Raw genomic sequence first — 24094 nt, 5'->3', positions numbered from 1 at the left:
TCATACGTTGGCAGCAGTCCGGGCGCTGTCCCCGCGGCCGAAACCGTGTGCCCCGGACCGCTCGGCGTCACGAGCGACCGCGCACACCCTCGCGCACCAGCAACAGCCGAACCGACGGCACTGCCTCACCACCGACGTCCCCCGACGGGCTCCTCCGGCCGCGGCCGGAGGCGTCCCCACGCCACGCTCCACGCTTCGCCGGAGGCATACCGTGAACCAGATCCTCGACGCGATCCTCGCGTCCGACACCTCGCCGGACGACTTCGCCGCCCTGCCGCTGCCCGAGTCCTACCGGGCCGTGACCGTCCACAAGGACGAGGCCGGAATGTTCGAAGGGCTGGAGGCCCGGGACAAGGACCCGCGCAAGTCGCTGCACCTGGACGAGGTGCCCGTGCCCGAACTGGGCCCGGGCGAGGCCCTGGTGGCCGTGATGGCCTCCTCGGTCAACTACAACTCGGTCTGGACGTCGATCTTCGAGCCGCTGTCCACCTTCGGATTCCTGGAGCGCTACGGCCGCGTCTCGCCGCTGGCGAAGCGGCACGACCTGCCGTACCACATCATCGGCTCCGACCTGGCGGGCGTCGTGCTGCGCACCGGCGTGGGGGTCAACTCCTGGAAGCCGGGCGACGAGGTGGTCGCGCACTGCCTCTCCGTCGAACTGGAGTCGGCCGACGGCCACAACGACACGATGCTCGACCCGCAGCAGCGGATCTGGGGATTCGAGACCAACTTCGGCGGGCTCGCCGAGATCGCGCTGGTCAAGTCCAACCAGCTGATGCCCAAGCCGGCCCATCTGAGCTGGGAGGAGGCAGCCGCCCCCGGCCTGGTCAACTCCACCGCCTACCGGCAGCTCGTCTCCCGCAACGGCGCCGGGATGAAGCAGGGCGACAACGTCCTCATCTGGGGCGCCAGCGGCGGACTGGGCTCGTACGCCACCCAGTTCGCGCTGGCCGGCGGAGCGAACCCGATCTGCGTGGTCTCCAGCGAGGACAAGGCCGAGATCTGCCGCCGGATGGGCGCCGAGGCCATCATCGACCGCAAGGCGGAGGGCTACCGGTTCTGGAAGGACGAGCACAACCAGGACCCCAAGGAGTGGAAGCGCTTCGGGAAGCGCATCCGCGAACTGACCGGCGGCGAGGACGTGGACATCGTCTTCGAGCACCCGGGGCGGGAGACCTTCGGCGCGAGTGTCTACGTCACCCGCAAGGGCGGCACCATCGTCACCTGCGCCTCCACCTCCGGCTACGAGCACAGCTACGACAACCGGTACCTGTGGATGTCGCTGAAGCGGATCATCGGCTCGCACTTCGCCAACTACCGCGAGGCGTGGGAGGCCAACCGGCTGATAGCCAAGGGCAAGATCCACCCCACGCTCTCGAAGAGCTACCCGCTGGAGGAGACCGGCCAGGCGGCCTACGACGTGCACCGCAACCTCCACCAGGGCAAGGTCGGCGTCCTCGCGCTGGCACCCGAGGAGGGGCTGGGCGTGCGCGACCACGAGAAGCGGGCCCGGCACCTGGACGCCATCAACACCTTCCGCGACGCCGAAGGCGGGCGGACCGACGGGCACAGCCGGAACGCGTGAGGCCCCCGCGATGACTGATGAACGGGAGCCCAGGAAGCGCGACCGGCCCTGGCTGATGCGGACCTACGCCGGGCACTCCACCGCCGAGGCGTCCAACGAGCTGTACCGGCGCAACCTCGCCAAGGGCCAGACCGGGCTGTCCGTCGCCTTCGACCTGCCCACCCAGACCGGATACGACCCCGACCACGTGCTCGCCCGCGGCGAGGTCGGCCGGGTCGGGGTCCCGGTCTCCCACCTGGGCGACATGCGCAGGCTCTTCGACGGCATCCCGCTGGAGAAGACCAACACCTCCATGACCATCAACGCCACCGCCATGTGGCTGCTGGCGCTCTACCAGGTGGTCGCGGAGGAGCAGGGCGCCGACGTGTCGCAACTCCAGGGCACCACGCAGAACGACATCGTCAAGGAGTACCTCTCCCGCGGGACGCACGTCTTCCCGCCGGTGCCCTCGCTGCGGCTGACCACCGACATGATCGCCTACACGGTCGCCCGGCTGCCCAAGTGGAACCCGGTCAACATCTGCAGCTACCACCTGCAGGAAGCCGGAGCCACGCCGGTGCAGGAGATCTCCTACGCGATGGCGACCGCGATCGCGGTGCTGGACGCCGTACGGGACAGCGGGCAGGTGCCGACCGAGGAGTTCGGGCGGGTCGTGGCGCGGATCTCGTTCTTCGTGAACGCGGGCGTCAGGTTCGTCGAGGAGATGTGCAAGATGCGGGCCTTCACCCGTATCTGGGACCGCGTCACCAGCGAGCGCTACGGCATCACCGACCCCAAGCAGCGCCGCTTCCGGTACGGGGTGCAGGTCAACTCGCTCGGGCTGACCGAGGCGCAGCCGGAGAACAACGTCCAGCGCATCGTGCTGGAGATGCTGGCCGTCACCCTCTCCAAGGACGCCCGGGCCCGCGCCGTCCAGCTGCCCGCCTGGAACGAGGCACTGGGCCTGCCCCGACCCTGGGACCAGCAGTGGTCGCTGCGGGTCCAGCAGGTGCTGGCGCACGAGAGCGACCTGCTGGAGTACGACGACATCTTCGCCGGCTCGCACGTGATCGAGGCCGAGGTGGACAGTCTGGTCGAGCAGTCGCTGGCCGAGATGGCCCGGATCGAGGAGATGGGCGGAGCGATGGCCGCCGTCGAGTCCGGCTACCTCAAGTCGCAGCTCGTCGCCTCGCACGCGGAGCGCCGCGCCCGGATCGAGTCGGGCGAGGAGAAGATCGTGGGCGTCAACTGTTACGAGGCCACGGAGCCGAGCCCGCTCACCGCGGACCTGGACACCGCGATCCTGACGGTGGACCCGGCCAGCGAGGCGGCGACCGTGGAGGCGGTCAAGCGCTGGCGGGAGACCCGGGACGAGCCGTTCTGGCGCGAGGGGACCCGGGAGCCGGGCCTCCACCCCAGTGCGGAGCAGGCACTCGGCGCCCTGCGGGAGGCTGCTGCCGGGGACACCAATCTGATGGAGGCCACCCTGGAGTGCGCCCGCGCCGGGGTCACCACCGGGGAGTGGGCGGGCGCGCTGCGCGAGGTGTTCGGCGAGTTCCGGGCGCCGACCGGGGTGAGCTCGGCTCCGGTCGCGGTGAGCGCCGAGGAGGGCTCGGAGCTGGCCGCGGTGCGGCGGAAGGCGGCGGACACCGCGGCGGAGCTGGGGGTCGGCAAGCTGCGGCTGCTGGTGGGCAAGCCGGGGCTGGACGGTCACAGCAACGGCGCCGAGCAGATCGCCGTACGGGCCCGGGACGCGGGCTTCGAAGTGGTCTACCAAGGCATCAGGCTCACGCCGGAGGAGATCGTCGCGGCGGCCCTCGCCGAGGACGTGCACTGCGTGGGCCTGTCCATCCTCTCCGGCTCGCACACCGAACTGGTGCCGGACGTGCTGGAGCGGATGCGGGAGGCGGGCGCGGCCGACGTCCCCGTGGTCGTGGGCGGGATCATCCCGTCGGCGGACGCGCGGGCGCTGCGCGAGGCGGGGGTCGCCGCCGTCTTCACCCCGAAGGACTTCGGGATCACCGGGATCATCGGCCGTATCGTCGACGAGATCCGCAGTCAGCACAAGCTCCGAACGCGCGACGAGCGCAGTGAGCGCGATCAGCGAGAACCACTGGAGGTCACCCCGTGAACAGCGACAACCGGCAGCGAGCGCTCCGCCCGCGCCGTTCCTGCCTGGCGGTGCCGGGCAGCAACCCGCGGTTCCTGGAGAAGGCCCAGGGCCTCCCCGCCGACCAGGTCTTCCTGGACCTGGAGGACGCCTGCGCCCCACTGGCCAAGCCGGAGGCACGGCACACCATCGTGAAGTTCCTCAACGAGGGCGACTGGAGCGGCAAGACCCGCGTCGTACGGGTCAACGACTGGACCACGGAATGGACCTACCGCGACGTGGTGACCGTCGTGGAGGGCGCCGGCGCCAACCTGGACTGCGTGATGCTGCCCAAGGTGCAGGACGCGGCGCAGGTGCAGGCGCTGGACATGCTGTTGACGCAGATCGAGAAGACGGTCGGCCTGGAGGTCGGCGGGATCGGCATCGAGGCGCAGATCGAGAACGCCAAGGGCCTGGTGAACGTCGACGAGATCGCCGCGGCTTCGCCGCGGATGGAGACCATCGTCTTCGGGCCGGCCGACTTCATGGCGTCCATCAACATGAAGTCGCTGGTCGTGGGCGAGCAGCCGCCCGGCTACCCGGCCGACGCCTATCACTACATCCTGATGCGGATTCTGATGGCGGCCCGCACCCACGACCTCCAGGCGATCGACGGGCCCTATCTGCAGATCCGCGACGTGGACGGCTACCGGGAGGTGGCCCGGCGGGCCGCAGCGCTGGGCTTCGACGGCAAGTGGGTGCTGCACCCGGGCCAGGTCGAGGCGTCCAACGAGATCTTCTCTCCCTCCCAGGAGGACTACGACCACGCGGAGATGATCCTGGACGCGTACGAGTACTGCACCTCCGAGGCGGGCGGCAAGAAGGGTTCGGCGATGCTCGGCGACGAGATGATCGACGAGGCCAGCCGCAAGATGGCGCTGGTCGTCTCCGGCAAGGGCCGCGCGGCGGGCATGCGACGCACCACTTCCTTCACCCCTCCGGAGGGCTGAGCCATGCAGTTCGGACGCACGTACGAGGAATTCACGGTCGGCGACGTCTACAAGCACTGGCCGGGCAAGACGGTCACCGAGTACGACGACCACATGTTCTGCCTGCTGACCATGAACCATCACCCGCTGCACCTGGACAGCCACTACGCCGAGTCGACCACCGACTTCGGCCGGAACGTGGTGGTGGGCAACTACATCTACTCGCTGCTGCTGGGCATGTCGGTGCCGGACGTGTCGGGGAAGGCCATCGCCAACCTGGAGATCGAGTCGCTCAAGCACGTGGCTCCGACCTTCCACGGCGACACGGTCTACGGCGAGACGACGGTGCTGGACAAGACGCCGTCGAAGTCGAAGAACGACCGCGGGATCGTGCACGTGGAGACCAAGGGCTACAAGCAGGACGGCACACTGGTCTGCGTCTTCCGGCGCAAGGTGATGGTGCCCACCGAGACGTACGTCAAGGAGCGCGGCGGGGAGCAGCCGGGCCGCCCAGAGCTGCGGGAACCGGCGCCGAAGGGCGGTAGGTGACATGGGCCGGCTGGCGCAGACCGAGGGTCTGACGGAGATACAGCGGGAGATCCTCTCGACGGTGCGCAGTTTCGTCGACAAGGAGATCCTGCCCGTCGCCACGGAGCTGGAACACAAGGACGAGTACCCCACGGAGATCGTCGAGGGGCTCAAGGAGCTGGGGATCTTCGGTCTGATGATCCCCGAGGAGTACGGCGGGCTGGGTGAGTCGCTGCTCACCTACGCGCTGTGCGTCGAGGAGATCGCCCGCGGCTGGATGAGCGTGTCGGGCATCATCAACACGCACTTCATCGTGGCCTACATGCTCAAGCAGCACGGCACGCAGGAGCAGAAGGACCACTTTCTGCCGAGGATGGCCACCGGTGAGATCCGCGGTGCCTTCTCGATGTCGGAGCCGGGGCTGGGCTCGGATGTCTCGGCCATCACCTCGAAGGGGTCGCCCGCAGCGGACGGTTCCGGCGACTTCCTGCTGAACGGCCAGAAGATGTGGCTGACCAACGGAGGCTCCGCCACCCTGGTGGCGGTGCTGTGCCGGACGGACGAGGGCCATCCGGAGGGAACCGCTCCGCACAAGTCGATGACGACGTTCCTGGTGGAGAAGGAGCCCGGTTTCGGCCAGGTCAAGCCCGGACTCACCGTCCCCGGCAAGATCGACAAAATGGGCTACAAGGGTGTCGACACCACCGAGCTGATCATGGACGACCTGCGCGTTCCGGCCGACCGGGTACTCGGCGGCACCACCGGGCGCGGCTTCTACCAGATGATGGACGGGGTGGAAGTCGGCCGAGTGAACGTCGCGGCACGTGGCTGCGGAGTCGCACAGCGTGCTTTCGAGCTCGGTATCGACTACGCACAGCAGCGCCACACGTTTGGGAAGCCCATCGCCGGGCATCAGGCCATTCAGTTCAAACTGGCCGACATGGCCACGAAGGTCGAGGCGGCGCACGCCCTGATGGTGGGTGCCGCACGCAAGAAGGACTCCGGCCAACGCAACGACCTGGAAGCGGGAATGGCGAAATATCTCGCCTCCGAGTACTGCAAGGAGGTCGTGGAGGACGCCTTTCGCATCCACGGCGGGTACGGTTTCAGCAAGGAATACGAGATCGAGCGACTCTACCGGGAGGCGCCGATGCTCCTGATCGGCGAAGGAACCGCGGAGATCCAGAAAATGATCGTGGGTCGACGGCTCCTGGAGGAGTATCGCAGCCAGGGCTGAATGTCCTTTTCGGGGTGTTTTCTTGACTTTCAAGATCGCACCCCGAACCGGGACATCGGCCACGGACTGGCTGGCTGGCTTGCCCAGTTGCCATCAGAAACCGATAGCATCCCGGGAAAGCCGCCGTCCCCCTGTCACCTACGCGGCTCCCTCCGCTACGAAGGTCATTCATGCCCCACAGCCCATCCACCACACCCAGCGGCTCTCCCTCGTCCGGGTCGGCCGGATCCGGCGCCTCGAACGGACCCCGGGTCCGCCTCGCGCGCGGCGCCTCGCCGTGGCTTGCGCCGACCGTCGCGACAGCGGCCCTCAGCCTGGTACGCGCCCGCAGGTCGAAGCGCGCCGCGCTGGTCGCCGTGCCCGCGACGGCGCTCGCCGCCGGGATGCTGTGGTTCTTCCGGGACCCGGAGCGGGAGATCGGCCAGGGCCGGGTGATCTCCCCGGCCGACGGCGTGGTGCAGAGCATCATGCCGTGGCAGGACGGCCGTACCCGCGTCGCCATCTTCATGAGCCCGCTGAACGTCCACGTCAACCGCGCCCCGCTCGCGGGCACGGTGACGTCCGTCGAGCACATCCCAGGCGGCTTCGTTCCGGCGTTCAACAAGGAGAGCGAGAACAACGAGCGCGTCGTCTGGCACTTCGAGACCGAGCTGGGCGACATCGAGATGGTCCAGATCGCCGGTGCCGTGGCCCGGCGGATCGTTCCGTACGTGCCCAGCGGCGCCAAGGTGGAGCAGGGTGAGCGCCTCGGGCTGATCAGGTTCGGCTCCCGCGTGGATGTCTACCTTCCCAAGGGTGTCGAGACGGCCGTGGAGGTCGGTCAGACCACGACAGCGGGGGTGACTCGCCTTGACCGTGATTGATCCCGACGCCCAGGCGGCCTGGGCCCCCGGAGCTGAGCGCTCCGCGGACCGCGACGGTTACTCGCACTACGCCGAGTACTCCGAGTACGCAGACGACGACTACGCGGACGACGCCGACGACGAGATGCCGCTCTCCACCCGGCTGTCCATCGCGGACACTCTCACGCTGGGCAACGCGACCTGCGGCTTCATGGCGGTGTACTTCACCACCACCGGCGTCCTCATCCCGCATCTGACGGGCAGCGAGGACGGCGGCATGGCCCGGCACAGCGCCGCCACCGCCGTGGTGCTGATGCTGATGGCCGCGGTCTTCGACCTGTTCGACGGCCTGGTCGCGCGCAAGCTGCGCAGCTCGGCCATGGGCGCCGAGCTGGACAACCTCTCCGACCTGATCAGCTTCGGACTGGCGCCGGCCTACTTCGTCGCCGTCTGGGGCATGGTGGCCAACGACGCGCACCAGCGGATCTCCATGGTCGCCGCGATCGTGGTCCTGCTGGCGGTGGTGCTGCGGCTTGCGCGGTTCTCCTGCGTGCCCATGCGGAATGGAATGTTCCAGGGCATGCCGGGGCCGTTCGGCGCCCTGACCGTCGTCTCCGTGGTGCTGCTGGAGCTGCCCTTCGTACCGACGGCGCTCGGCATCCTGGGCGTCGCCTGGCTGATGGTCAGCCGCGTCGAGTACCCCAAGCCGCGGGGCCGGCTCGCGGTGGCCATGCTGTGCTGGATCGTGCTGAGCATGGGGCTGCTGGCCTCCTGGGCGTTCGACGCGCCCGGAGGCGAGCTGCTCCTGCAGACCGGCTGCGCCCTCCAGGTCGTCCTCGGCGCGGTGATTCCGCTGTTCGCGACCGCGCGCCGGGTCAACGCCTTCCGCGACAACCGCCGCGAGGCGCGGGCCGCGGCGCAGGGCTGACAGGCTGCCGCGCAGGGCTGACCAGGGGCTGACAGGGCCCCTCCCGAGGGACGACGCCCGTGAGGGGCCCGCCACGAGACGTGGCGGGCCCCTCACCCGTGTGCCAGGCCCTCACCCGTGTGCCGGGCGCTCCCGGCCTCCCCGCGTCCTCTCAGGCCTACCCGGACTCGGGACGGGGCCCGGGGGCCTTGCAGGACCCGGGGGGCGGCTTGAGGCTCGTCCACGGGCTTCTACGTCCTCCGGAGGGCGTAGAAGCCCGGTGGAGGACGTTGCGCTCCCCGGCCCGGACAGCGGCATGAGAGGGCGCCGTGCGGCCCTGCGGGGAGCGCTGCGACAGCGCGCGGACCGGGGGCACCGGCGGCCCCTGGCGGGCCGCGACTGCCACGGGGACCGCCACGGGCCCGGAAAGCCGCAACATCCACTCCGGGGACCGCCGAAGGACTCCGCGGGCCGGTCGGCGAGGGTCCCGGTGCCCGCCCCGGCATGACACCGGCAGTCCCGGCTCCCGCCGGGACTGCCGCCCGGCGCCGGCCCCGTTCCCGCGCTACAGGCGGTCGGCCGCGAGGCGCTCGCCGAGGGTCTCCAGCAGGGGTCCGGCCTCGGCGATGCAGCGCTCGACGTCCGACTCGAGGTCCGTGAGCGCGTACGCCTTCTCGATTCCGGCGGCGGCCAGCTCCTTCTTCCCGATGGCGACCCGGCCGCAGACGGCGACCACCGGCTTCCCGGCGTCGCGTGCCGCGGCGGCGACACCGGCGGGAGCCTTCCCGTGCAGCGTCTGCTCGTCCAGCGAGCCCTCCCCGGTGATGACCAGGGAGGCCCGGCCGATGGCGGCCTCGACGCCGAGCTCCTCCATCAGGATCTCGATGCCGGGCCGGAACCGGGCACGCAGCCCGACGAGCGCGCCGAAGCCGATGCCGCCCGCGGCTCCGGCCCCGGGCGAGTCGGCGGCGTCCTGCTCGCCGAGAATCTCGGCGAAGTGGGCGAGCGCGGCGTCCAGCAGCTTGACGTCCTCGTCCGTGGCGCCCTTCTGCGGGCCGTAGACGGCGGCGGCGCCCTTCGGGCCGGTCAGCGGGTTGTCGACGTCGCTGGCGAGGACGACCTCGACGTTCTTCAGCCGCGGGTCCATACCGGACAGGTCGGCGGAGACGAGTTCGCGCAGTCCACCGCCGCCCCACGGGATGGAGTCACCGTCCTCGTCGAGCAGCCGGGCTCCCAGCGCGTCGAGCATCCCGGCACCGCCGTCGGTGGTCGCGGAGCCGCCGACGCCGAAGATGATCGTGGTCGCGCCCGCTTCCACGGCGGCCAGCAGCAGCTCACCGGCCCCGTAGGTGGTGGCCGTCAGCGGTACGAAGACCCCGGGCGGCAGGTGCTGGAGGCCGGCCGCCTCGGCCATCTCCACGACCGCGGTGCCCTCGCGGAGCGCGAAGGCTGCCGTCACCGAGGCGCCGAGGGGCCCGGTCACCTCGACCTCGTGGCGGGTGAAGCCGTTGGCGACCGCCGCCGCGACGGTGCCGTCGCCGCCGTCGGCCACGGGCAGAGCTTCGACGTCCACTTCCGGGCGCGCTTTCCGGATGCCCGCCGTGAGATGCTCTGCGACCTCGACGGCCGTCAGCGATCCCTTGAACTTGTCCGCGGCGATCAGCACGCGCGCCGATGTGGTTCGCGCCGTCGTTGTCATGGTTCTGCCCCTGGGTCTCTCTGTTGTTCGAACAGGCAGTCGCGCCTTGGGGACCCTATCTGTCCGACGCCTCCCCCGACCATGGCGCCATGGCCGCAGGGGCGCGTCCCCTCCGCCGCGCACGCGCCGCCCCGCACCCTACGCGCCGCGCGGCCGGAGGGCGTACGGTCCCCGGCCTCACCGCTCCCGGCGGAGGCGGCGCCACACGGCCCGGGCGGCGTGATGGCCCGCCATCCCGTGCACACCGGGGCCGGGCGGCGCGGCGGAGGAGCACAGGTAGACGGACGGGTGTGCGGTCTCGTACGGGACGCGCTTGAGCTTGGGCCGGATCAGCAGCCGCAGTCCGGCGGCCGACCCGCAGGAGATGTCGCCGCCGACGTAGTTGGCGTTACGCGCGGCGAGCTGCGGCGGCCCCGCGGCGGCCCGGGCCAGCACCCGGTCGCGGAACCCCGGCGCGAAGCGCTCGATCTGGCGCTCCACCGCCTCGGTCGCGTCCCCCTGCCAGTTGTTGGGCAGATGGCCGTAGGCCCAGAAGACGTGCTTGCCCTCGGGGGCCCGGGTGGAGTCGGTCAGGCTGGGCTGGGCGGTGATCAGGAACGGCCGCTCGGGTGCACGGCCGCGCACCACCGCGTCGCGCAGCGCGGTGTCGATGTCCCTCAGGGTCGGCCCGATGTGCACCGTCCCGGCCCGGCCCGCGTCCGGAGAGGTCCACGGCACGGGCCCGTCCAGGGCGTAGTCGAGCTTGAAGACGCCGGCACCGTAGCGGACGGAGTCGTAGGCGCTGCCCAGCCCGGCGATCCGGGCGAGCGCGGTCGGTGAGGTGTCGAAGACGTAGGCACGGGCGGGCGGCAGCTCGTCCAGGCGCCTGACCTCGGTGCCGGTGTGGATGGTGCCGCCCAGCGCCCGCAGGTACCCGGCCAGCGCGTCGGAGATCGCCTGCGAGCCGCCACGCGGGAACGGCCAGCCGACCGCGTGCGCGGCGAGCGCGAAGACCAGGGCCGGTGCCGTCATGAACAGGTTGTTCAGGGGTGCGATGACGTGCCCGGCCATGCCCGCGAGCAGCGCCCGCGCCTTTTCGTCCCGGAAGCGCGCCCTGGCCCAGGTGACCGGCTGCAGGCCGGTCAGTCCGAACCGCACGAGCTGGAGCGGATCGGCGGGGAACCGGCCGTTGAACGCGGAGCCGTAGCCGAAGAAGTCCTCCGCCAGGGTGTTCCACCGACCGAGGTAGGGCCCGACCAGGCGGCGGTAGGCGCCCGCGTCGCGCGGGCCGAGGGAGGCCGCCGTCTCCCCGACCGACCGGGCCAGCACGGCGGCGGTGCCGTCCGGGAACGGGTGCGCCAGCGGGAGTTCGGGGTGCAGCCACTCCAGCCCGTACCGCTCCAGCGGCATCGAGCCGAAGGCGGGTGACCCGGCGCCGGTGGGGTGGACGGCCGAGCAGGGGTCGTGCCGGAAGCCCGGCAGGGTCAGCTCCTCGGTTCGGGCCCCGCCGCCGACGGTGCCGCCCGCTTCGAACACCTCGACCCGGAAGCCGCGCCGGGCCAGTTCCACGGCTGCCGTCAGCCCGTTGGGCCCGGCTCCCACGACGACCGCGTCCCGGATCGATGGCACTTGCGGCTCCCCTCGCCCGGCTCGCCGGACCCCGGTCAGCGGGGTCGGCTCCGGTCCTCGCTCTTGTCCCGCAGCAGCCCCACCATACGCCGGGTCGTGTCCGCGTCACGCGCGGCGGTGAACGGCAGCGCGTTGCCCCCCGCCAGGCGGAAGGGCACGCCCTCGACGGTGCTGCCGGCGCCGCCCGCCTCGGCCACCGCCAGCAGCCCCGCGGCGTGGTCCCAGGCGGCCTCCCAGGTGTAGGCGACGGCGTCCAGCCGCCCGCGGGCGATGGCGAGGTACTCCAGCCCCGCCGAGCCGGTGGACCGCACCTGCAGTCCCGCGGTGTGCAGCCCGCGCAGCGAGCGCTCCTGCCACTCGTCCGTGTAGTCCGGATGCGAGACGGCGACGCGCAGGGGTGCACCCGCTTCGGGGGAACCGGCGTACAGCGGCTCCCCGTTGAGCAGCACCCCGCCGCCGCGCCGCACCGTGGCGGCCAGGCCGAGGACCGGCGCCCGGATCCATCCGGCCAGCGTCTCGCCGTGGTGGGCGAGCGCGACCATGGTGCAGAAGCCCTCGCCGCCCGCGACGAACTGGCGCGTGCCGTCGACGGGGTCGATGATCCACACCGGGTCCGGGCCGGAGAGCGCCGTGTAGGAGGCCGGGTCGGCGTGCACGCCCTCCTCGCCGACCACCACGGAGCCGGGCAGCAACCGGCGCAGTGCGTCGCCCAGTTGCCGCTCCGCCTCCCGGTCGGCGACGGTGACCAGGTCGTGGCTGCCGGTCTTGGTGGTGATCTCGTGCTCGGCGAGTTTCCGCCAGCGCGGCATGACCTGCGCGTCCACGGCCTCGCGGACTGCCTGTTCCACCGCTGTCGTCAGCTCGTCGTCGATCACACCACCATGGAAGCACGCGTCCGCCGGTGCGGAGGCGAACTAGGCTGGCCGCATGGGCGAACGTGACAGCACGCCACGGACCAGGGAGCCCGCGGGCGGCACGCCCGGGGGCGGCACGCGGCTGGTGGCGATCCTCAGCGGTGCCGGGATCTCCACCGACTCGGGCATCCCCGACTACCGCGGGCCGCAGGGGGTGTGGCGCACCGATCCGGAGGCCGAGAAGCTGGTCACCTACGACTCCTACATGGGGGAGCCCGACATCCGGCGCCGATCGTGGCGGATGCGCGGCGAGAGCCCGGTGTGGGAGGCCGAGCCCAACGCGGCGCACGAGGCGGTGGCCCGGCTGGAGCGCTCCGGCACCCCGGTACGGGTCATCACCCAGAACGTCGACGGGCTGCACCAGGCCGCGGGCGTTCCGGACCGCAAGGTGCTGGAGCTGCACGGGAACGCCCGTACCGTGCTGTGCACGGAGTGCGGAGCGCGCTCGGCCATGGCGCGGGCGCTGGAGCGGGTCGCGGCGGGCGAGCCGGACCCGCCGTGCGAGACGTGCGGGGGCGTGCTCAAGTCGGCCACGGTGATGTTCGGGCAGCAGCTCGACGGGGAGGTGCTGGCCGAGGCGGTGGCGGTGGCCCGGGCCTGCGACGTCTTCCTCGCCGTCGGCACCAGTCTCCAGGTGCAGCCCGCCGCGTCCCTGGCCGGGCTGGCGGCCGAGTACGGGGCCCGGCTCGTCATCGTGAACGCCGAGTCCACGCCCTACGACCCGCTCGCGGACGAGGTGGTGCGGGAGCCGATCGGCACCGCTCTGCCCCGGCTGCTCGCCGCGCTGCACCGCTGAGGCGGGGCCGCCGCGCCCCGGAGACCGGGGCGCGGTCGGGGGCTCAGGCCGCGCGCAGCAGCCTGGAGGCGGTCACCGCTCCCGGGGCGGCGGCGCACAGCGCGTCGGTCAGGGCGCGGCCCGCCTCGCGCAGCGCGGTGTCGTCCATCGGGCCGAGGGCGTCGAGGAGGAAGACGGCGCGGGTGGTCCCGGTCGTCAGCCGGGTGCGGACGCACTGCCGCCAGTTCCAGCGCCGGCAGGTGACGCCCTCGTCGTCGCGCCAGATCACTTCCCCGGCCCGCGGGTGCTCCGTCACCGGCTCGCCGCCCGACATCAGTTCGAAGGGCTCGGTGCCGTCGGCGCGGGTGAGCCGGAGGGGCCCCGTGTAGCGGTCCAGGTCCTCGCCGCCGAGCGGGACGACGTGCGCCACGGAGACCGCGTTGTAGATGTCCGTGAGCCGGTCGATGCGGGGCAGGCCCTCGGGGGCGCGCCGCAGCAGCGCGTCGACGCTGGGCCGGGTGCGCTTGGGCTTGGCGCCGAAGGCCCGGAACGCCTCCCGCCACGCCGCGGTGTGCGGGTGCTGCTCGGGATCGCAGGCCGTCGCCTCGGCCTTGGCGAGGAGTTCTTCGCTGACGGCGTCACCCGGCCCGGGGACCAGCCCCTCCGCGACGATCAGCAGGGCGCGGTAGTCGGGGCGCAGGGCGCCGACCGACGGATCGATCCGGGCGGCCGCCAGCCAGTCCTCGGTCGTGCTCATCTCTGGGTCGCTCCTCGTCGTCACCGGCCTCACCGGCCTCACCGGCCTCGCCGTCCCCGGCACGCGGTCCGCGTCCCGGCGTGAGGCGCGGCCGAGGCGAGTGGTTCATTTCACCGTACTACGCAGTGCATCATACGCGACCTGAAGGGTGCCGTCCGAAGAGCGCCAGCACCGCGGAGAGCACGACTCCAGGATCGAATCATGTCAACCGGAGCACCACACGACGGACGGAATGCATCCATGCACAGCAGCGCACCGGACAAGCCCCTCGGCGGCAGGGCTGCCCTCGTCACCGGCGGCAGCCGCGGCATCGGAGCGGCCGTGGCCCTGCGTCTGGCGGCGGACGGCGCGGATGTGGCACTGACCTACGAGGCGAACGCGGAACGGGCCCGCGACGTGGCCGCGCGGATCGAGGAACTCGGCGGCCGGGCCTGGACCGTGCGCACCTCGCTGGACGACGCGGACTCGGTACGGGCGGCCGCGGACAGGGCGGCCGAGACGTTCGGGCGGCTGGACATCCTCGTGAACAACGCGGGGACCGGCAGCCAGGGCGAACTCGCTTCGGTGCCCGTGGCGGAGGTGGACCGGGTGCTGGCGGTCAACGTCCGGGGCGCCTACCTCGTGGCACAGGCGGCGGCCTCCCGGATGGCCGACGGCGGCCGGATCGTCAACATGGGCAGCTGCGTGTCGGCACACGCGCACTTCCCCGGGATGGCGCTCTACACCATGAGCAAGGCGGCCGTCACCGGGCTCACCAAGGCCCTGGCCCGCGAACTGGCGCCACGCGGCATCACCGTCAACCAGGTGTCGCCGGGTCCGGTCGACACCGACCTGAACCCCGCGGACGGGGAGAGCGGCGCGGCGCAGGCCGCCGCCACCCTGCTGGGCCGGTACGGGACGCCGCAGGAGGTCGCCGACTCGGTGGCGCACCTCGTCGGCGACGGCGCCCGGTACGTCACCGGTGCGCTGCTCGCGGTGGACGGCGGCTTCGCGGTCTGACCCGGCGGGGGCCGTCCGCGCGGACGGCCCCCGCCGAGTGGCCGCTCCCCCGGGCGCATGGTGCGCTGGTTGCGCGGCCTGCGGCGGGCCGCGGGACCGCGGGGCGACCGGAGGACCTTCATGCGGAAGACCAACAGGACAGCCGTGTACGCCGGAACTGCCGTGCTGTGTGCCGCGGCGCTCGGCGGCTGCTCGGACGGCGGCGGGAACGGCGGGTACTGACGCGAGTGGGCGCCCCGCACATGCGGACGGCAGGAGAGGAGCGGCCATGACCGCGCAGACACCCACGCCTCCACCGGCACCACACGGAGGCGCCTACCGCATCGTGCAGGGCGGCGCCCGGGTGCTGTCGGCGGGCGGACTGGTGGTGAACGCCTACCTGCACGCCGCCCTCGCCGACCAGTACGACGCGGTGGGCGCCACCATCAGTCAGGGCGACCTCTTCCGGGTCGAGGCCGGGCTGGCGTCGCTCGCCGCGCTGCTGGTCCTGGCCTGGTGGCGGATCCCCTCCGACGCGTTCGCCTGGCTGGTCTCCGCCGGCGGGCTGGCGCTGCTGCTCGTCTACCTCTACATCGACGTGGGGAAGCTGGGTCCGTTCCCGAACATGTACGACCCGGTCTGGTTCGACGACAGGAGACTCGCCGCGGTGGCCCAGGGCATCACGCTCGTGATGTCCACGTTCCTGCTGGTCAGTCACACCCGCCACGCGCGGCGGCTGGTCACCGACGTAGGCTGAGCGGCCGGGCAGGGACGGTTTGCGGACGGTTTGGGACGGGCGGTCGGCTCCATGCACGGCGAATACAAGATCCCCGGCGGCAAGCTGGTGGTGGTCGACCTGGACGACCGGGACGGCGTGCTGCGCGATGTCCGGGTGGCGGGCGACTTCTTCCTGGAACCGGACGAGGCGCTGGACGCCATCGACCGGGCGCTGGAAGGCGCCCCCTCGGACACCGACACGGCGGGCCTCACCGCCCGGATCGAGGCGGCGCTGCCGCCGGGCACCGCGATGTACGGCCTCACCGCGGAGGGAGTGGCCGTCTGCGTGCGCCGCGCGCTGACCCGGGCCACCGACTGGAGCGACCACCGCTGGCAGCTCATCCACGAACCACCGCAGTCCCCGGCGCTGCACATGGCCCTCGACGAGGTCCTGACCGCGGAGGTCGCCGCCAGACGCCGCTCTCCCACACTCCGGGTGTGGGAGTGGGATTCCCCGGCGGTGATCATCGGCAGCTTCCAGTCGCTGCGCAACGAGGTGGACCCCGAGGGCGCGGCACGGCACGGGGTCACCGTCGTGCGGCGCATCTCGGGAGGCGGCGCGATGTTCGTGGAGGCCGAGAACACCATCACCTACTCGCTCTCGGTGCCCGCCTCGCTGGTCTCCGGCATGTCCTTCGCGGACTCCTACGCCTATCTGGACGACTGGGTGCTCACCGCTCTGGCCGACATGGGGGTCAGGGCCTGGTACCAGCCGCTGAACGACATCGCCTCCAAGGAGGGCAAGATCGCCGGGGCCGCCCAGAAGCGGATCACCGCCGGCGGCGGTGCCGTCCTGCACCACGTGACCATGTCCTACGACATCGACGCCGAGAAGATGCTCGACGTGCTGCGGATCGGCAAGGAGAAGATGTCCGACAAAGGCACCAGGAGCGCGAAGAAGCGGGTCGACCCGCTGCGGCGGCAGACCGGCCTGCCCCGCGGCGACGTCATCGCGCGCATGGTCGACTCGTTCCGGGCCCGGCACGGGCTCGCCGAGGGCCGGGTGACCCCGCAGGAGGCGGCCCGTGCCGAGGAACTCGCCCTCACGAAGTACAGCAGCGAGGGGTGGACCGCCAGAGTGCCCTGAGGAACGCCGCGGCGCCCGCACTCAGGGTGGCCCGGCCGCGAACGGGCCGGCTACAGCACCTGGGAGACCCGGTAGGCGACCCCTCCCTCGACGAAGCGCCCCGAGCCGATGCCGACGGTGCCGTTGAGCCAGGCGTAGCGCTCGGCTCCGGTCTCGAACAGCGGGTTGGTCCGGAAGTAGTGGCCGGCCGGGTCGACACGGTGCCGTGCGGCGGGATCGCCCAGCGCGTCGCGTACCGCGGGCGGCGTGACCAGGCGGCCCCCGTAGGACATGTGCAGCAGCGCCCCGTCGTCGGTGCGCAGGGCCGGCCGGACGTCCAGGGTCATCGTCCCGTCCGGGCCGAACAGCGCCCGGTCGCCGCGACGACGCGGTCGAAGAGGTGTGCGGTGCGGAAGCCGTGCGCGGACGGGGCACCCTCGGCGGGCTCGGGGGACTTTGCGACGTCGGCGCGGCGCGCCCGCCGTCACCGGAAGTCGGCGGCGTGGTCCGCGACCCAGCGGCGGAAGTCGCGGGGCGGGCGGCCCAACAGCGCGGCGGTACCGGGGGCGACCGTCTCGGGCCGGGTCTCCATCACCTCATGCGCGTCGAGGATGCCGTCCGCGTAGGACTCCGGCAGCCCCGCCGCGACGAGATCGGCACGGGCTTCCTCACGCGTGATCTTCTCGACCGGTACGGAGCGGCCGAGCACCTCGCCGATGAGGGCGATCTGTTCGGCCTGGGTGAGCAGTTCGGGCCCCGTCAGCTCGGGCGCCGCCCCGACCAGGTCCCCGGTCAGCAGCGCGCGGACCGCAGCGGCGGCGATGTCGGCCTCGTGCACCAGCGTGCGGGCCGCCTGCGGCGAGGCGGTGCGCACGGGTGCCCCGGCGCGGATCTGCGGGGCCCACATCAGGGTGTTGCCCGCGAAACCGCCGGGCCGCAGCAGCGTCCACTCCGCCCCGGAGGCGCGCACGAGACGCTCCAGCGCGGCATGGGTGCCGAGGATGTCCTCGGCGGGCCCGGCCGTGTCGTCCTCCGGAACACCGCGGGCGGAGAGGTAGACGATCCGGCGGGTGTGCGCGGCCAGGGCGCCGACCACCTCAGCCGCACCGCGCAGACCGGCCAGGGGCCACACCAGGAAGACCCCGGCCACCTCCGCTCCCGCGAGGGCACGGGTCAGGCTCGCGGGGTCGGCCAGATCGCCGCGCACGGCCTCCACGCCGTCCGGGAGGCGGGCGGCCGCCGGGTCGCGGACGAGGGCACGCACCACGGCCCCTCGGGCCGCGAGCTGCGCCGCCACCTGTCCGCCGACCTTGCCTGTCGCTCCGATGACCACGAACACGCGCTTCTCCTTCATGACTGCGGACGGACGCCCCGGCCGCGGACGAACGTCCCGGGTGCGGACGGACGTCCCGGGTGCGCCGCGGTCCCGCCGGGTACCGGGGCGCCGGAAAGACTCCAGCCTGCAAGTTGAAGTGTCGTTCAAGTCAAGGCGAGGCCGGCGGCACCCGGACGGACAGGGACGGACCGGGCCCACTCCGATGGGCGCTCCTCCGTTGCCGGGAGCGGCCGGCCGGGCGAGGCTGGCCGTATGATCCCGGCGAACACGATCGGCGCAGGCGGCACGACGGTGATCTACGGGACCGGCCCCGAGACTCCCGAGCCGGGGCCGCCGGTGCTGGACCTCTACCTGGATCTGCGCTGCCCGTACTGCGCCCGCACGGAGAACACGCTGGGCGGCACGCTGCAGCAGCTCGCCGACGACGGCGAAGTGGTGCTGCACCACCACTTCGGCACATTCCTCGACGACCAGCTCGGCGGACGGGGCTCGCACCACGCGCTGGCGGCCGCGGGGGCCGCGGCCGACGTGGGCCAGGCCCAGTTCCTGGGCTATCTGCGGACTCTCTTCCGCAACCAGCCGCACGAGAGCCACGACGGATTCGCCGAGGACCGGACGCTGCTCGGCCTGGCCAACGACGTCCCCGGGCTGCGCCGCCACACGTTCGACGACGCGGTGCTGGAGGGCGCGTACCGCGTGTGGGCCAGGCGGGTCAGCCGCGTCTTCGACGAGAGCGGCGTCGCGGCCACCCCGACCGTGCTCTTCCGCGGGGAGCCCGTCGCCGTGCTCGACGACCGGGGGCAGGCCGTGGGGCCGGAACGGTTCCTGGCACAGATCCACCACACCGCCGGCTGACGGCCCGCGGCCGGGACGGCCGGGGCAGGAAGCTGCCGCGCCGGAGCCGGAACTGCCGAAACCGCCGGAAGCACCGGCAAGAACGAGGAGGGATGGCCGTGGACGAGCAGTTCGAGATCTCCGACAACACCGCCGAGGGCCGCTTCGAGGCCCGGATCGACGGCGCCCTCGCGGGCGTCGCGCAGTACCTGCGCGCCCCGGGCGTGCTCGCGGTGACGCACACCGAGGTCGAGCCCGCCTACGAGGGCCGGGGGGTGGGCGGTGCCCTCGCACACCACATCCTGGAGTCCGCGCAGGAGGCGGGCGAGAAGGTGGCGCCGGTCTGCCCGTTCGTGGCGAACTGGATCCGCAGGCATCCCGACTACCAGCCGCTGGTCTACGACAAGCAGCAGGACGGCGCCCGGTCCCCGGGGAACGGTCCGTCGCCTCAGGACAGCTCCGGGACGACCGAGGCGCCGTAGGCGTCGACGGTCGCCTCCTTCGCGTCGTGCATGGCGTAGAGGGCGAACTGGTCCACCCCCAGCGCCGCGAGCTCCCGCAGCCGCGCCAGGTGCGCGGAGACCGGCCCCAGCAGGCAGAACCGGTCGACGATCTGGTCGGGCACGAACGCGGTGTCGGGGTTGCCGGCCCGCCCGTGGTGCGCGTAGTCGTAGCCGTGCCGCTCCTTGATGTAGGAGGTGAGCGCCTCCGGTACGGCGCCGGAGTGCTCGCCGTAGCGGGCGACGAGGTCGGCGACGTGGTTGCCGACCATGCCGCCGAACCATCGGCACTGCTCGCGGGCGTGCGCGAGTGCTTCCGGGATGTCCTCGCACACGTAGGCGGGCGCGGCCACGCAGACGGTGACCTCCGCCGGATCGCGGCCGGCGCCCGCCGCCGCCTCCCGTACCGCGCGCACCATCCAGGCGGTCAGCAGCGGGTCGGCGAGCTGGAGGATGAACCCGTCCGCCTCCCGTCCGGCCAGGGCCAGCGCCTTGGGCCCGTAGGCGGCCATCCACACCGGGAGCCGGCCGCCCACCACCCACGGCAGCCGCAGCGCAGTGCCGTCCACCACGGTCTCGCGGCCTTCGGCCAGCTCGCGGATGGTCCGCATGGCCTCCCCCAGCCGGGCCAGCGTGGTGGGCGGGCGCCCGGCGACCCGCATCGCCGAGTCGCCCCGCCCGATGCCGCACACGGTGCGGTTGCCGTACATCTCGTTGAGGGTGGCGAAGGTGGAGGCGGTGACCTCCCAGGAGCGGGTGCCCGGATTGGTGACCATCGGCCCGACGGTGAGCCGGTCCGTCTCCGCCAGGATCCTGCTGTGGATGACGTACGGCTCCTGCCACAGCACCGGCGAGTCGAAGGTCCAGCCGTAGCGGAATCCGTTGCGCTCGGCGCGCCGCATCAGCCCGACGGTCGCGGCGCCGGGGGGATCGGTCTGGAGCACGAGTCCGAAATCCATGCGGTTTCCCCTCAGTTCGACGTGGTGCCGCCGCAGCGGCGGATGGGCGGTGCGGCGCCGTCAGCCGAGGAGCTGGCAGGTCCCGCGCGGGACGTAGCGGCCGTGGCCCGCCCTGCCGGTGTACCTGCCCCCCTCCAGCACGGGCTCGCCGCGGGAGAGAACCGTCTCGACGCGGCCGGTGAGCCGTTTGCCCTCGTAGGCGGAGTAGTCGACGTTCATGTGATGCGTCGCGGCGGAGAGGGTCTGCTCTGCGTGCGGGTCGTAGATGACGACGTCGGCGTCCGCACCGGGGGCCAGTGTCCCCTTCCTGGGGTGCAGTCCGAACATCCGGGCCGGGGTGGCGCAGGCGAGGTCGATCCAGCGGCGCCGGGTGAGGTGCCCGTCGACGACCGCCTGGTGGAGCAGGTCCATCCGGTGTTCGACCCCGGGCATCCCGTTGGGGATCCTGGAGAAGTCGCCGCGGCCCAGTTCTTTCTGGCCGGTGAAGCAGAAGGGGCAGTGGTCGGTGGAGACGACCTGGAGGTCGTTCGTCCGCAGGCCCCGCCACAGCGCCGCCTGGTGCTCGCGCGGCCGCAGCGGGGTGCTGCACACGTACTTGGCGCCGCCGAAGTCGGGCTCGGCGAGGTTGTCGGTGCTCAGGTAGAGGTACTGCGGACAGGTCTCGCCGAAGACGGGGAGGTCCTTGCCGCGGGCGATGGCCAGTTGCTCGACGGCTTCCGCGGCGGACACGTGGACGACGTAGAGCGGCGCCCCGGCGACCCGGGCCAACTGGATGGCCCGGTGGGTGGCCTCTGCCTCCAGCAGCGCCTTGCGGACCTCGCCGTGGTGGCGCGGGTCGGTGCGGCCCGCGGCGAGGGCCTGCTCGACCAGGACGTCGATCGCGATGCCGTTCTCGGCGTGCATCATCGTCAGGCCGCCGTTGTCCGCGGTGCGCTGCATGGCGCGGAGGATCTGGCCGTCGTCGCTGTAGAAGACACCGGGGTAGGCCATGAACATCTTGAAGGAGGTCACGCCCTCCTCGACCAGGGTGTCCATCTCCCGGAGCGTGCCGTCGTCGACGTCGGAGAGGATCATGTGGAAGCCGTAGTCGACGGCGCACCGGCCGTCGGCCTTGGCGTGCCAGCGGTCCAGCCCCTCGCGGAGCGCCTGCCCCTTGGTCTGCACGGCGAAGTCGACGATGGTCGTGGTGCCGCCCCAGGCGGCGGCCCGGGTGCCGGTCTCGAAGTCGTCGCTGGAGAAGGTCCCGCCGAAGGGGAAGTCCATGTGGGTGTGGGCGTCCACACCGCCCGGGAGGACGTACTTGCCGGTGGCGTCCAGGGTCCGGTCGGCGGTGAACGCCGCGGCGGCGGCGCTGTTGCGGGCGGCGAGGGCGGCGATCCGGCCGTCCTGGACGAGGAGGTCGGCCTGCGTCTCCTCGGCGTCGGTGACGACGAGGCCGCCCTTGATCAGGGTCGAGCTCATGCGGTCTGCCCTCCTGCCAGTGCGGACTCGGCGGTACGCAGGGCGCGCTCCAGTACGGTCGCGCCCTCCTCGGCCTCGGCGACGGTCAGCGTGAGCGGCGGCGCGATGCGCAGCACGCCGCCGGTGGAGTGGCCGCCGCCCTTGCCGAGCAGGAGCCCTCCCTCCCGGGCGGCTTCCAGTACGAGCGAGGCGGCCTCGGGCGAGGGCGTGTCGGTGCCGGGTTCGACGAGTTCGATCCCGATCATCAGACCGCGCCCGCGCACCTCGCGGACGACTCCGAGTCCGGCCGCGGCGGCACGCAGCCGCTCCAGCAGCAGGCCGCCGACGCGCCGCGCGTTGCCCTGGAGGTCGTGATCGAGGAGGTGGGCGAGGTTGGCGTTGGCAGCGGCCATCGTCACGGGACTGCCGCCGAAGGTGGACAGCGAGTTGGCGTCCAGGCAGTTCATGATCTCGGCGCGGGCGACGACGCCGCCGACGGACATGCCGTTCCCGATGCCCTTGGCGAAGGTGAGCAGGTCCGGCGGGCCGGCGGCGGCGTGCGCCTGCCAGCCCCAGAAGTGGTCGCCCGTCCTGCCCCAGCCGGTCTGCACCTCGTCGCTGATCCACAGGATGCCGTGCTGCCGCAGGACTTCGCGGAAGGCCGCGTAGAGCCCGTCGGGCGCCGAGGTGAATCCGCCGACGCCCTGCACGGGTTCGGCGATCAGCGCGGCGACGTCCGGGCGGGCCTGGCCCAGCATGTCGGCCAGGTCTGCGACGCAGGCGGCGGTGAACGCGTCGTCGTCCAGGTGCGCGAACGGCCCCCGGGTGCGGACCCCTCCGTGGACGTAGAGGGTCTGCAGGGGCGAGAGCGAGGTCGGCGACCAGGAGCGGTTGCCGGTGATACCGACGGCGGAGAAGGAGCGGCCGTGGTAGCTGTTGCGCATCGCCAGCACCTGGTTGGACCGCCGGTACGCCGTGGCCAGCAGCAGCGCGGTGTCGTTGGCCTCGGTGCCCGACGTGGTGAAGAAGACCCGCGCGTCGGGGATACCGGAGAGCGCGGCGATCCGCTCCGCGAGTTCCACCATCGGGCGGTCGAGGTAGAGGGTGGAGGTGTGCAGGATGCGCCCGGCCTGCTCGGCGACGGCCCTGGTGACCTCGGGCAGCGCGTGTGCGGTCATCGTGGTGAGGATGCCGCCGAAGAAGTCGAGGTAGCGGCGGCCCTCGGCGTCCCACACATGGCGGCCCTCGCCGTGGGTGAGCTCCAGCGGCTCGGCGTAGTAGAGGGCCAGCCAGTCGGGCAGCACGGCCCGGTGGCGGGCGAGCAGTGCGCGGTGGACGCCGGATCCCGCGGCGGCCGGGGCCGGTTCCCCGCGGCTCACGGCTGCACCAGTCCCTGGTAGGCGTCGGGGCGCCGGTCGCGGTAGAAAGCCCACTGCCGGCGCACCTCCTCGATCAGGCCCAGGTCCAGGTCGCGGACCAGCAGCTCCTCCTCCTTGTCGGAGGCGACGTCGCCGACGAACCGGCCGCGTGGGTCGACGAAGTAGCTCGTGCCGTAGAAGTCGTTGTCGCCCAGTTCCTCGGTGCCCACGCGGTTGATGGCGGCGATGAAGTACTCGTTGGCCACGGCGGCTGCCGGCTGTTCGAGCTGCCACAGGTAGGCCGACAGTCCGCGCGAGGTGGCCGAGGGGTTGTAGACGAGCTGCGCGCCGGCCAGGCCGAGTGCGCGCCAGCCCTCGGGGAAGTGCCGGTCGTAGCAGATGTAGACGCCGACCTTGCCGACCGCGGTGTCGAACACCGGCCAACCGAGGTTGCCGGGGCGGAAGTAGTACTTCTCCCAGAACCCCTGGACCTGCGGGATGTGGTGCTTGCGGTAGGTGCCCAGCACGGTGCCGTCGGCGTCGATGACGGCGGCGGTGTTGTAGTAGAAGCCGGAGCCGTCGGTCTCGAAGACGGGCGAGACGATCACCATGCCGGTCTCCCGCGCCAGCCGGCACATCCGCCGGGTGGTGGGCCCGTCCGGGACCGGCTCGGCCCAGCGGTAGTGCTCGGGGTCCTGGACCTGGCAGAAGTAGGGCGCGTTGAAGACCTCCTGGAAGCCGATGATCCGCGCGCCCCGGCGGGCGGCCTCCCGGGCGTGCTCCTCGTGCTTGGCGATCATCGACTCGGTGTCGCCTGTCCAGGTCGCCTGCACGAGTGCGGCACGTACGAGGTCGGGCATGAGCAGCTCCTTCACGAGGTGTTCTCTCGGGGCGGCAGCCTGTTCGACACGCGTAGATATACGTGAGGTTGAGACCG

23 protein-coding genes are annotated in these 24094 nt (G+C 72.2%); 13 read left to right on the top strand and 10 right to left on the bottom strand.

Annotated features, from left to right (window positions below):
* Positions 1–211 precede the first annotated feature (211 nt).
* From ccrA to pssA, 7 genes are all read left to right on the top strand, one after another.
* The gene (gene ccrA, locus ACFYMO_RS00620) at positions 212–1585 is read left to right on the top strand and encodes a crotonyl-CoA carboxylase/reductase (RefSeq protein WP_360292128.1); all 1374 of its coding nucleotides are present in this window, start codon (positions 212–214) and stop codon (positions 1583–1585) included.
* 10 nt (positions 1586–1595) lie between these two features.
* On the top strand, positions 1596–3695 hold the full coding sequence (locus tag ACFYMO_RS00615) for a protein meaA (protein WP_366771458.1): 2100 nt from the start codon (positions 1596–1598) through the stop codon (positions 3693–3695).
* On the top strand, positions 3692–4663 hold the full coding sequence (locus tag ACFYMO_RS00610) for a CoA ester lyase (RefSeq protein WP_360292123.1): 972 nt from the start codon (positions 3692–3694) through the stop codon (positions 4661–4663). Before ACFYMO_RS00615 ends, ACFYMO_RS00610 begins: the two co-directional genes overlap by 4 nt.
* A 3-nt stretch (positions 4664–4666) precedes the next feature.
* A complete protein-coding gene (locus ACFYMO_RS00605; protein ID WP_366771459.1) occupies positions 4667–5191 on the top strand; it encodes a MaoC family dehydratase in 525 nt (174 codons plus the stop codon).
* Between the two features lies 1 nt (position 5192).
* Positions 5193–6407 carry an acyl-CoA dehydrogenase family protein gene (locus ACFYMO_RS00600; RefSeq protein ID WP_019359284.1) on the top strand — a complete coding sequence of 405 codons (1215 nt, stop codon included), beginning with the start codon at positions 5193–5195 and terminating at the stop codon, positions 6405–6407.
* A gap of 170 nt (positions 6408–6577) precedes the next feature.
* A complete protein-coding gene (locus ACFYMO_RS00595) occupies positions 6578–7270 on the top strand; it encodes a phosphatidylserine decarboxylase (protein ID WP_366771460.1) in 693 nt (230 codons plus the stop codon).
* Positions 7257–8177, top strand: a complete 921-nt coding sequence (pssA, locus tag ACFYMO_RS00590; protein WP_366771461.1) for a CDP-diacylglycerol--serine O-phosphatidyltransferase — start codon at positions 7257–7259, stop codon at positions 8175–8177. The genes ACFYMO_RS00595 and pssA overlap by 14 nt, the downstream gene beginning before the upstream one ends.
* 544 nt (positions 8178–8721) lie before the next feature.
* Here pssA and ACFYMO_RS00585 read toward each other — a convergent pair.
* The 3 genes from ACFYMO_RS00585 to ACFYMO_RS00575 form a co-directional block, all read right to left on the bottom strand.
* On the bottom strand, positions 8722–9822 hold the full coding sequence (locus ACFYMO_RS00585; RefSeq protein WP_366771514.1) for a glycerate kinase: 1101 nt from the start codon (positions 9820–9822) through the stop codon (positions 8722–8724).
* A gap of 210 nt (positions 9823–10032) precedes the next feature.
* On the bottom strand, positions 10033–11463 hold the full coding sequence (locus ACFYMO_RS00580) for an NAD(P)/FAD-dependent oxidoreductase (RefSeq protein WP_366771462.1): 1431 nt from the start codon (positions 11461–11463) through the stop codon (positions 10033–10035).
* Positions 11464–11498: 35 nt separating this feature from the next.
* A complete protein-coding gene (locus ACFYMO_RS00575; RefSeq protein ID WP_366771464.1) occupies positions 11499–12338 on the bottom strand; it encodes an inositol monophosphatase family protein in 840 nt (279 codons plus the stop codon).
* 52 nt (positions 12339–12390) lie between these two features.
* Between ACFYMO_RS00575 and ACFYMO_RS00570 the strand changes: the two genes are divergently transcribed.
* Positions 12391–13173 carry a Sir2 family NAD-dependent protein deacetylase gene (locus tag ACFYMO_RS00570; RefSeq protein WP_366771465.1) on the top strand — a complete coding sequence of 261 codons (783 nt, stop codon included), beginning with the start codon at positions 12391–12393 and terminating at the stop codon, positions 13171–13173.
* 43 nt (positions 13174–13216) lie between these two features.
* Here ACFYMO_RS00570 and ACFYMO_RS00565 read toward each other — a convergent pair whose 3' ends face one another.
* On the bottom strand, positions 13217–13909 hold the full coding sequence (locus tag ACFYMO_RS00565) for a phenylalanine--tRNA ligase beta subunit-related protein (protein WP_366771466.1): 693 nt from the start codon (positions 13907–13909) through the stop codon (positions 13217–13219).
* 240 nt (positions 13910–14149) lie between these two features.
* Between ACFYMO_RS00565 and ACFYMO_RS00560 the strand changes: the two genes are divergently transcribed.
* From ACFYMO_RS00560 to ACFYMO_RS00550, 3 genes are all read left to right on the top strand, one after another.
* Complete coding sequence (locus tag ACFYMO_RS00560) at positions 14150–14908, top strand: SDR family NAD(P)-dependent oxidoreductase (RefSeq protein ID WP_388543274.1); 759 nt, start codon at positions 14150–14152, stop codon at positions 14906–14908.
* A 268-nt stretch (positions 14909–15176) separates the two neighbouring features.
* Positions 15177–15644 carry a hypothetical protein gene (locus tag ACFYMO_RS00555; RefSeq protein ID WP_019359274.1) on the top strand — a complete coding sequence of 156 codons (468 nt, stop codon included), beginning with the start codon at positions 15177–15179 and terminating at the stop codon, positions 15642–15644.
* Positions 15645–15695: 51 nt separating this feature from the next.
* Positions 15696–16751, top strand: a complete 1056-nt coding sequence (locus ACFYMO_RS00550; RefSeq protein ID WP_388543272.1) for a biotin/lipoate A/B protein ligase family protein — start codon at positions 15696–15698, stop codon at positions 16749–16751.
* A gap of 50 nt (positions 16752–16801) precedes the next feature.
* On the opposite strand, the gene ACFYMO_RS00545 is transcribed toward ACFYMO_RS00550, so the two are convergent.
* Together ACFYMO_RS00545 and ACFYMO_RS00540 are read right to left on the bottom strand one after the other, a co-directional pair.
* The gene (locus tag ACFYMO_RS00545; RefSeq protein ID WP_388543270.1) at positions 16802–17218 is read right to left on the bottom strand and encodes a DUF3237 domain-containing protein; all 417 of its coding nucleotides are present in this window, start codon (positions 17216–17218) and stop codon (positions 16802–16804) included.
* The gene (locus ACFYMO_RS00540; RefSeq protein WP_388543268.1) at positions 17215–18069 is read right to left on the bottom strand and encodes an NAD(P)H-binding protein; all 855 of its coding nucleotides are present in this window, start codon (positions 18067–18069) and stop codon (positions 17215–17217) included. Before ACFYMO_RS00540 ends, ACFYMO_RS00545 begins: the two co-directional genes overlap by 4 nt.
* A gap of 249 nt (positions 18070–18318) precedes the next feature.
* Between ACFYMO_RS00540 and ACFYMO_RS00535 the strand changes: the two genes are divergently transcribed.
* The gene (locus ACFYMO_RS00535) at positions 18319–18921 is read left to right on the top strand and encodes a thioredoxin domain-containing protein (RefSeq protein WP_366771472.1); all 603 of its coding nucleotides are present in this window, start codon (positions 18319–18321) and stop codon (positions 18919–18921) included.
* Positions 18922–19013: 92 nt separating this feature from the next.
* Positions 19014–19382 (top strand): GNAT family N-acetyltransferase, encoded by a 369-nt coding sequence (locus ACFYMO_RS00530; RefSeq protein ID WP_388543266.1) that lies wholly within the window; start codon positions 19014–19016, stop codon positions 19380–19382.
* Here ACFYMO_RS00530 and ACFYMO_RS00525 read toward each other — a convergent pair.
* The 4 genes from ACFYMO_RS00525 to ACFYMO_RS00510 are packed head-to-tail and all read right to left on the bottom strand — an operon-like array spanning position 19349 to position 24017.
* The gene (locus tag ACFYMO_RS00525) at positions 19349–20359 is read right to left on the bottom strand and encodes a TIGR03842 family LLM class F420-dependent oxidoreductase (RefSeq protein ID WP_366771475.1); all 1011 of its coding nucleotides are present in this window, start codon (positions 20357–20359) and stop codon (positions 19349–19351) included. The genes ACFYMO_RS00530 and ACFYMO_RS00525 overlap by 34 nt on opposite strands.
* A gap of 60 nt (positions 20360–20419) precedes the next feature.
* Positions 20420–21820 carry a dihydropyrimidinase gene (gene hydA / locus ACFYMO_RS00520; protein WP_366771476.1) on the bottom strand — a complete coding sequence of 467 codons (1401 nt, stop codon included), beginning with the start codon at positions 21818–21820 and terminating at the stop codon, positions 20420–20422.
* On the bottom strand, positions 21817–23178 hold the full coding sequence (locus ACFYMO_RS00515) for an aspartate aminotransferase family protein (RefSeq protein ID WP_388543264.1): 1362 nt from the start codon (positions 23176–23178) through the stop codon (positions 21817–21819). Before ACFYMO_RS00515 ends, hydA begins: the two co-directional genes overlap by 4 nt.
* Positions 23175–24017 (bottom strand): nitrilase-related carbon-nitrogen hydrolase, encoded by an 843-nt coding sequence (locus ACFYMO_RS00510; protein WP_366771477.1) that lies wholly within the window; start codon positions 24015–24017, stop codon positions 23175–23177. Before ACFYMO_RS00510 ends, ACFYMO_RS00515 begins: the two co-directional genes overlap by 4 nt.
* Positions 24018–24094 lie beyond the last annotated feature (77 nt).

Source organism: Streptomyces sp. NPDC007025, assembly GCF_042869455.1.
Lineage (GTDB): Bacteria > Actinomycetota > Actinomycetes > Streptomycetales > Streptomycetaceae > Streptomyces.
This window is presented reverse-complemented; position numbering and strand designations above follow the sequence as displayed.

Bases quoted from the DNA above. Each gene is read 5' to 3' on its own strand.
- ACFYMO_RS00530 (WP_388543266.1), top strand. From the start codon at position 19,014: ATGGCCGTGGACGAGCAGTTCGAGATCTCCGACAACACCGCCGAGGGC.
- hydA (WP_366771476.1), bottom strand. From the start codon at position 21,820: ATGAGCTCGACCCTGATCAAGGGCGGCCTCGTCGTCACCGACGCCGAG.
- ACFYMO_RS00605 (WP_366771459.1), top strand. From the start codon at position 4,667: ATGCAGTTCGGACGCACGTACGAGGAATTCACGGTCGGCGACGTCTAC.
- ACFYMO_RS00550 (WP_388543272.1), top strand. From the start codon at position 15,696: ATGCACGGCGAATACAAGATCCCCGGCGGCAAGCTGGTGGTGGTCGAC.
- ACFYMO_RS00525 (WP_366771475.1), bottom strand. From the start codon at position 20,359: ATGGATTTCGGACTCGTGCTCCAGACCGATCCCCCCGGCGCCGCGACC.
- ACFYMO_RS00565 (WP_366771466.1), bottom strand. From the start codon at position 13,909: ATGAGCACGACCGAGGACTGGCTGGCGGCCGCCCGGATCGATCCGTCG.
- ACFYMO_RS00510 (WP_366771477.1), bottom strand. From the start codon at position 24,017: ATGCCCGACCTCGTACGTGCCGCACTCGTGCAGGCGACCTGGACAGGC.
- ACFYMO_RS00555 (WP_019359274.1), top strand. From the start codon at position 15,177: ATGACCGCGCAGACACCCACGCCTCCACCGGCACCACACGGAGGCGCC.
- ACFYMO_RS00615 (WP_366771458.1), top strand. From the start codon at position 1,596: ATGACTGATGAACGGGAGCCCAGGAAGCGCGACCGGCCCTGGCTGATG.
- ACFYMO_RS00595 (WP_366771460.1), top strand. From the start codon at position 6,578: ATGCCCCACAGCCCATCCACCACACCCAGCGGCTCTCCCTCGTCCGGG.
- ACFYMO_RS00570 (WP_366771465.1), top strand. From the start codon at position 12,391: ATGGGCGAACGTGACAGCACGCCACGGACCAGGGAGCCCGCGGGCGGC.
- ACFYMO_RS00600 (WP_019359284.1), top strand. From the start codon at position 5,193: ATGGGCCGGCTGGCGCAGACCGAGGGTCTGACGGAGATACAGCGGGAG.
- ACFYMO_RS00560 (WP_388543274.1), top strand. From the start codon at position 14,150: ATGCACAGCAGCGCACCGGACAAGCCCCTCGGCGGCAGGGCTGCCCTC.
- ACFYMO_RS00535 (WP_366771472.1), top strand. From the start codon at position 18,319: ATGATCCCGGCGAACACGATCGGCGCAGGCGGCACGACGGTGATCTAC.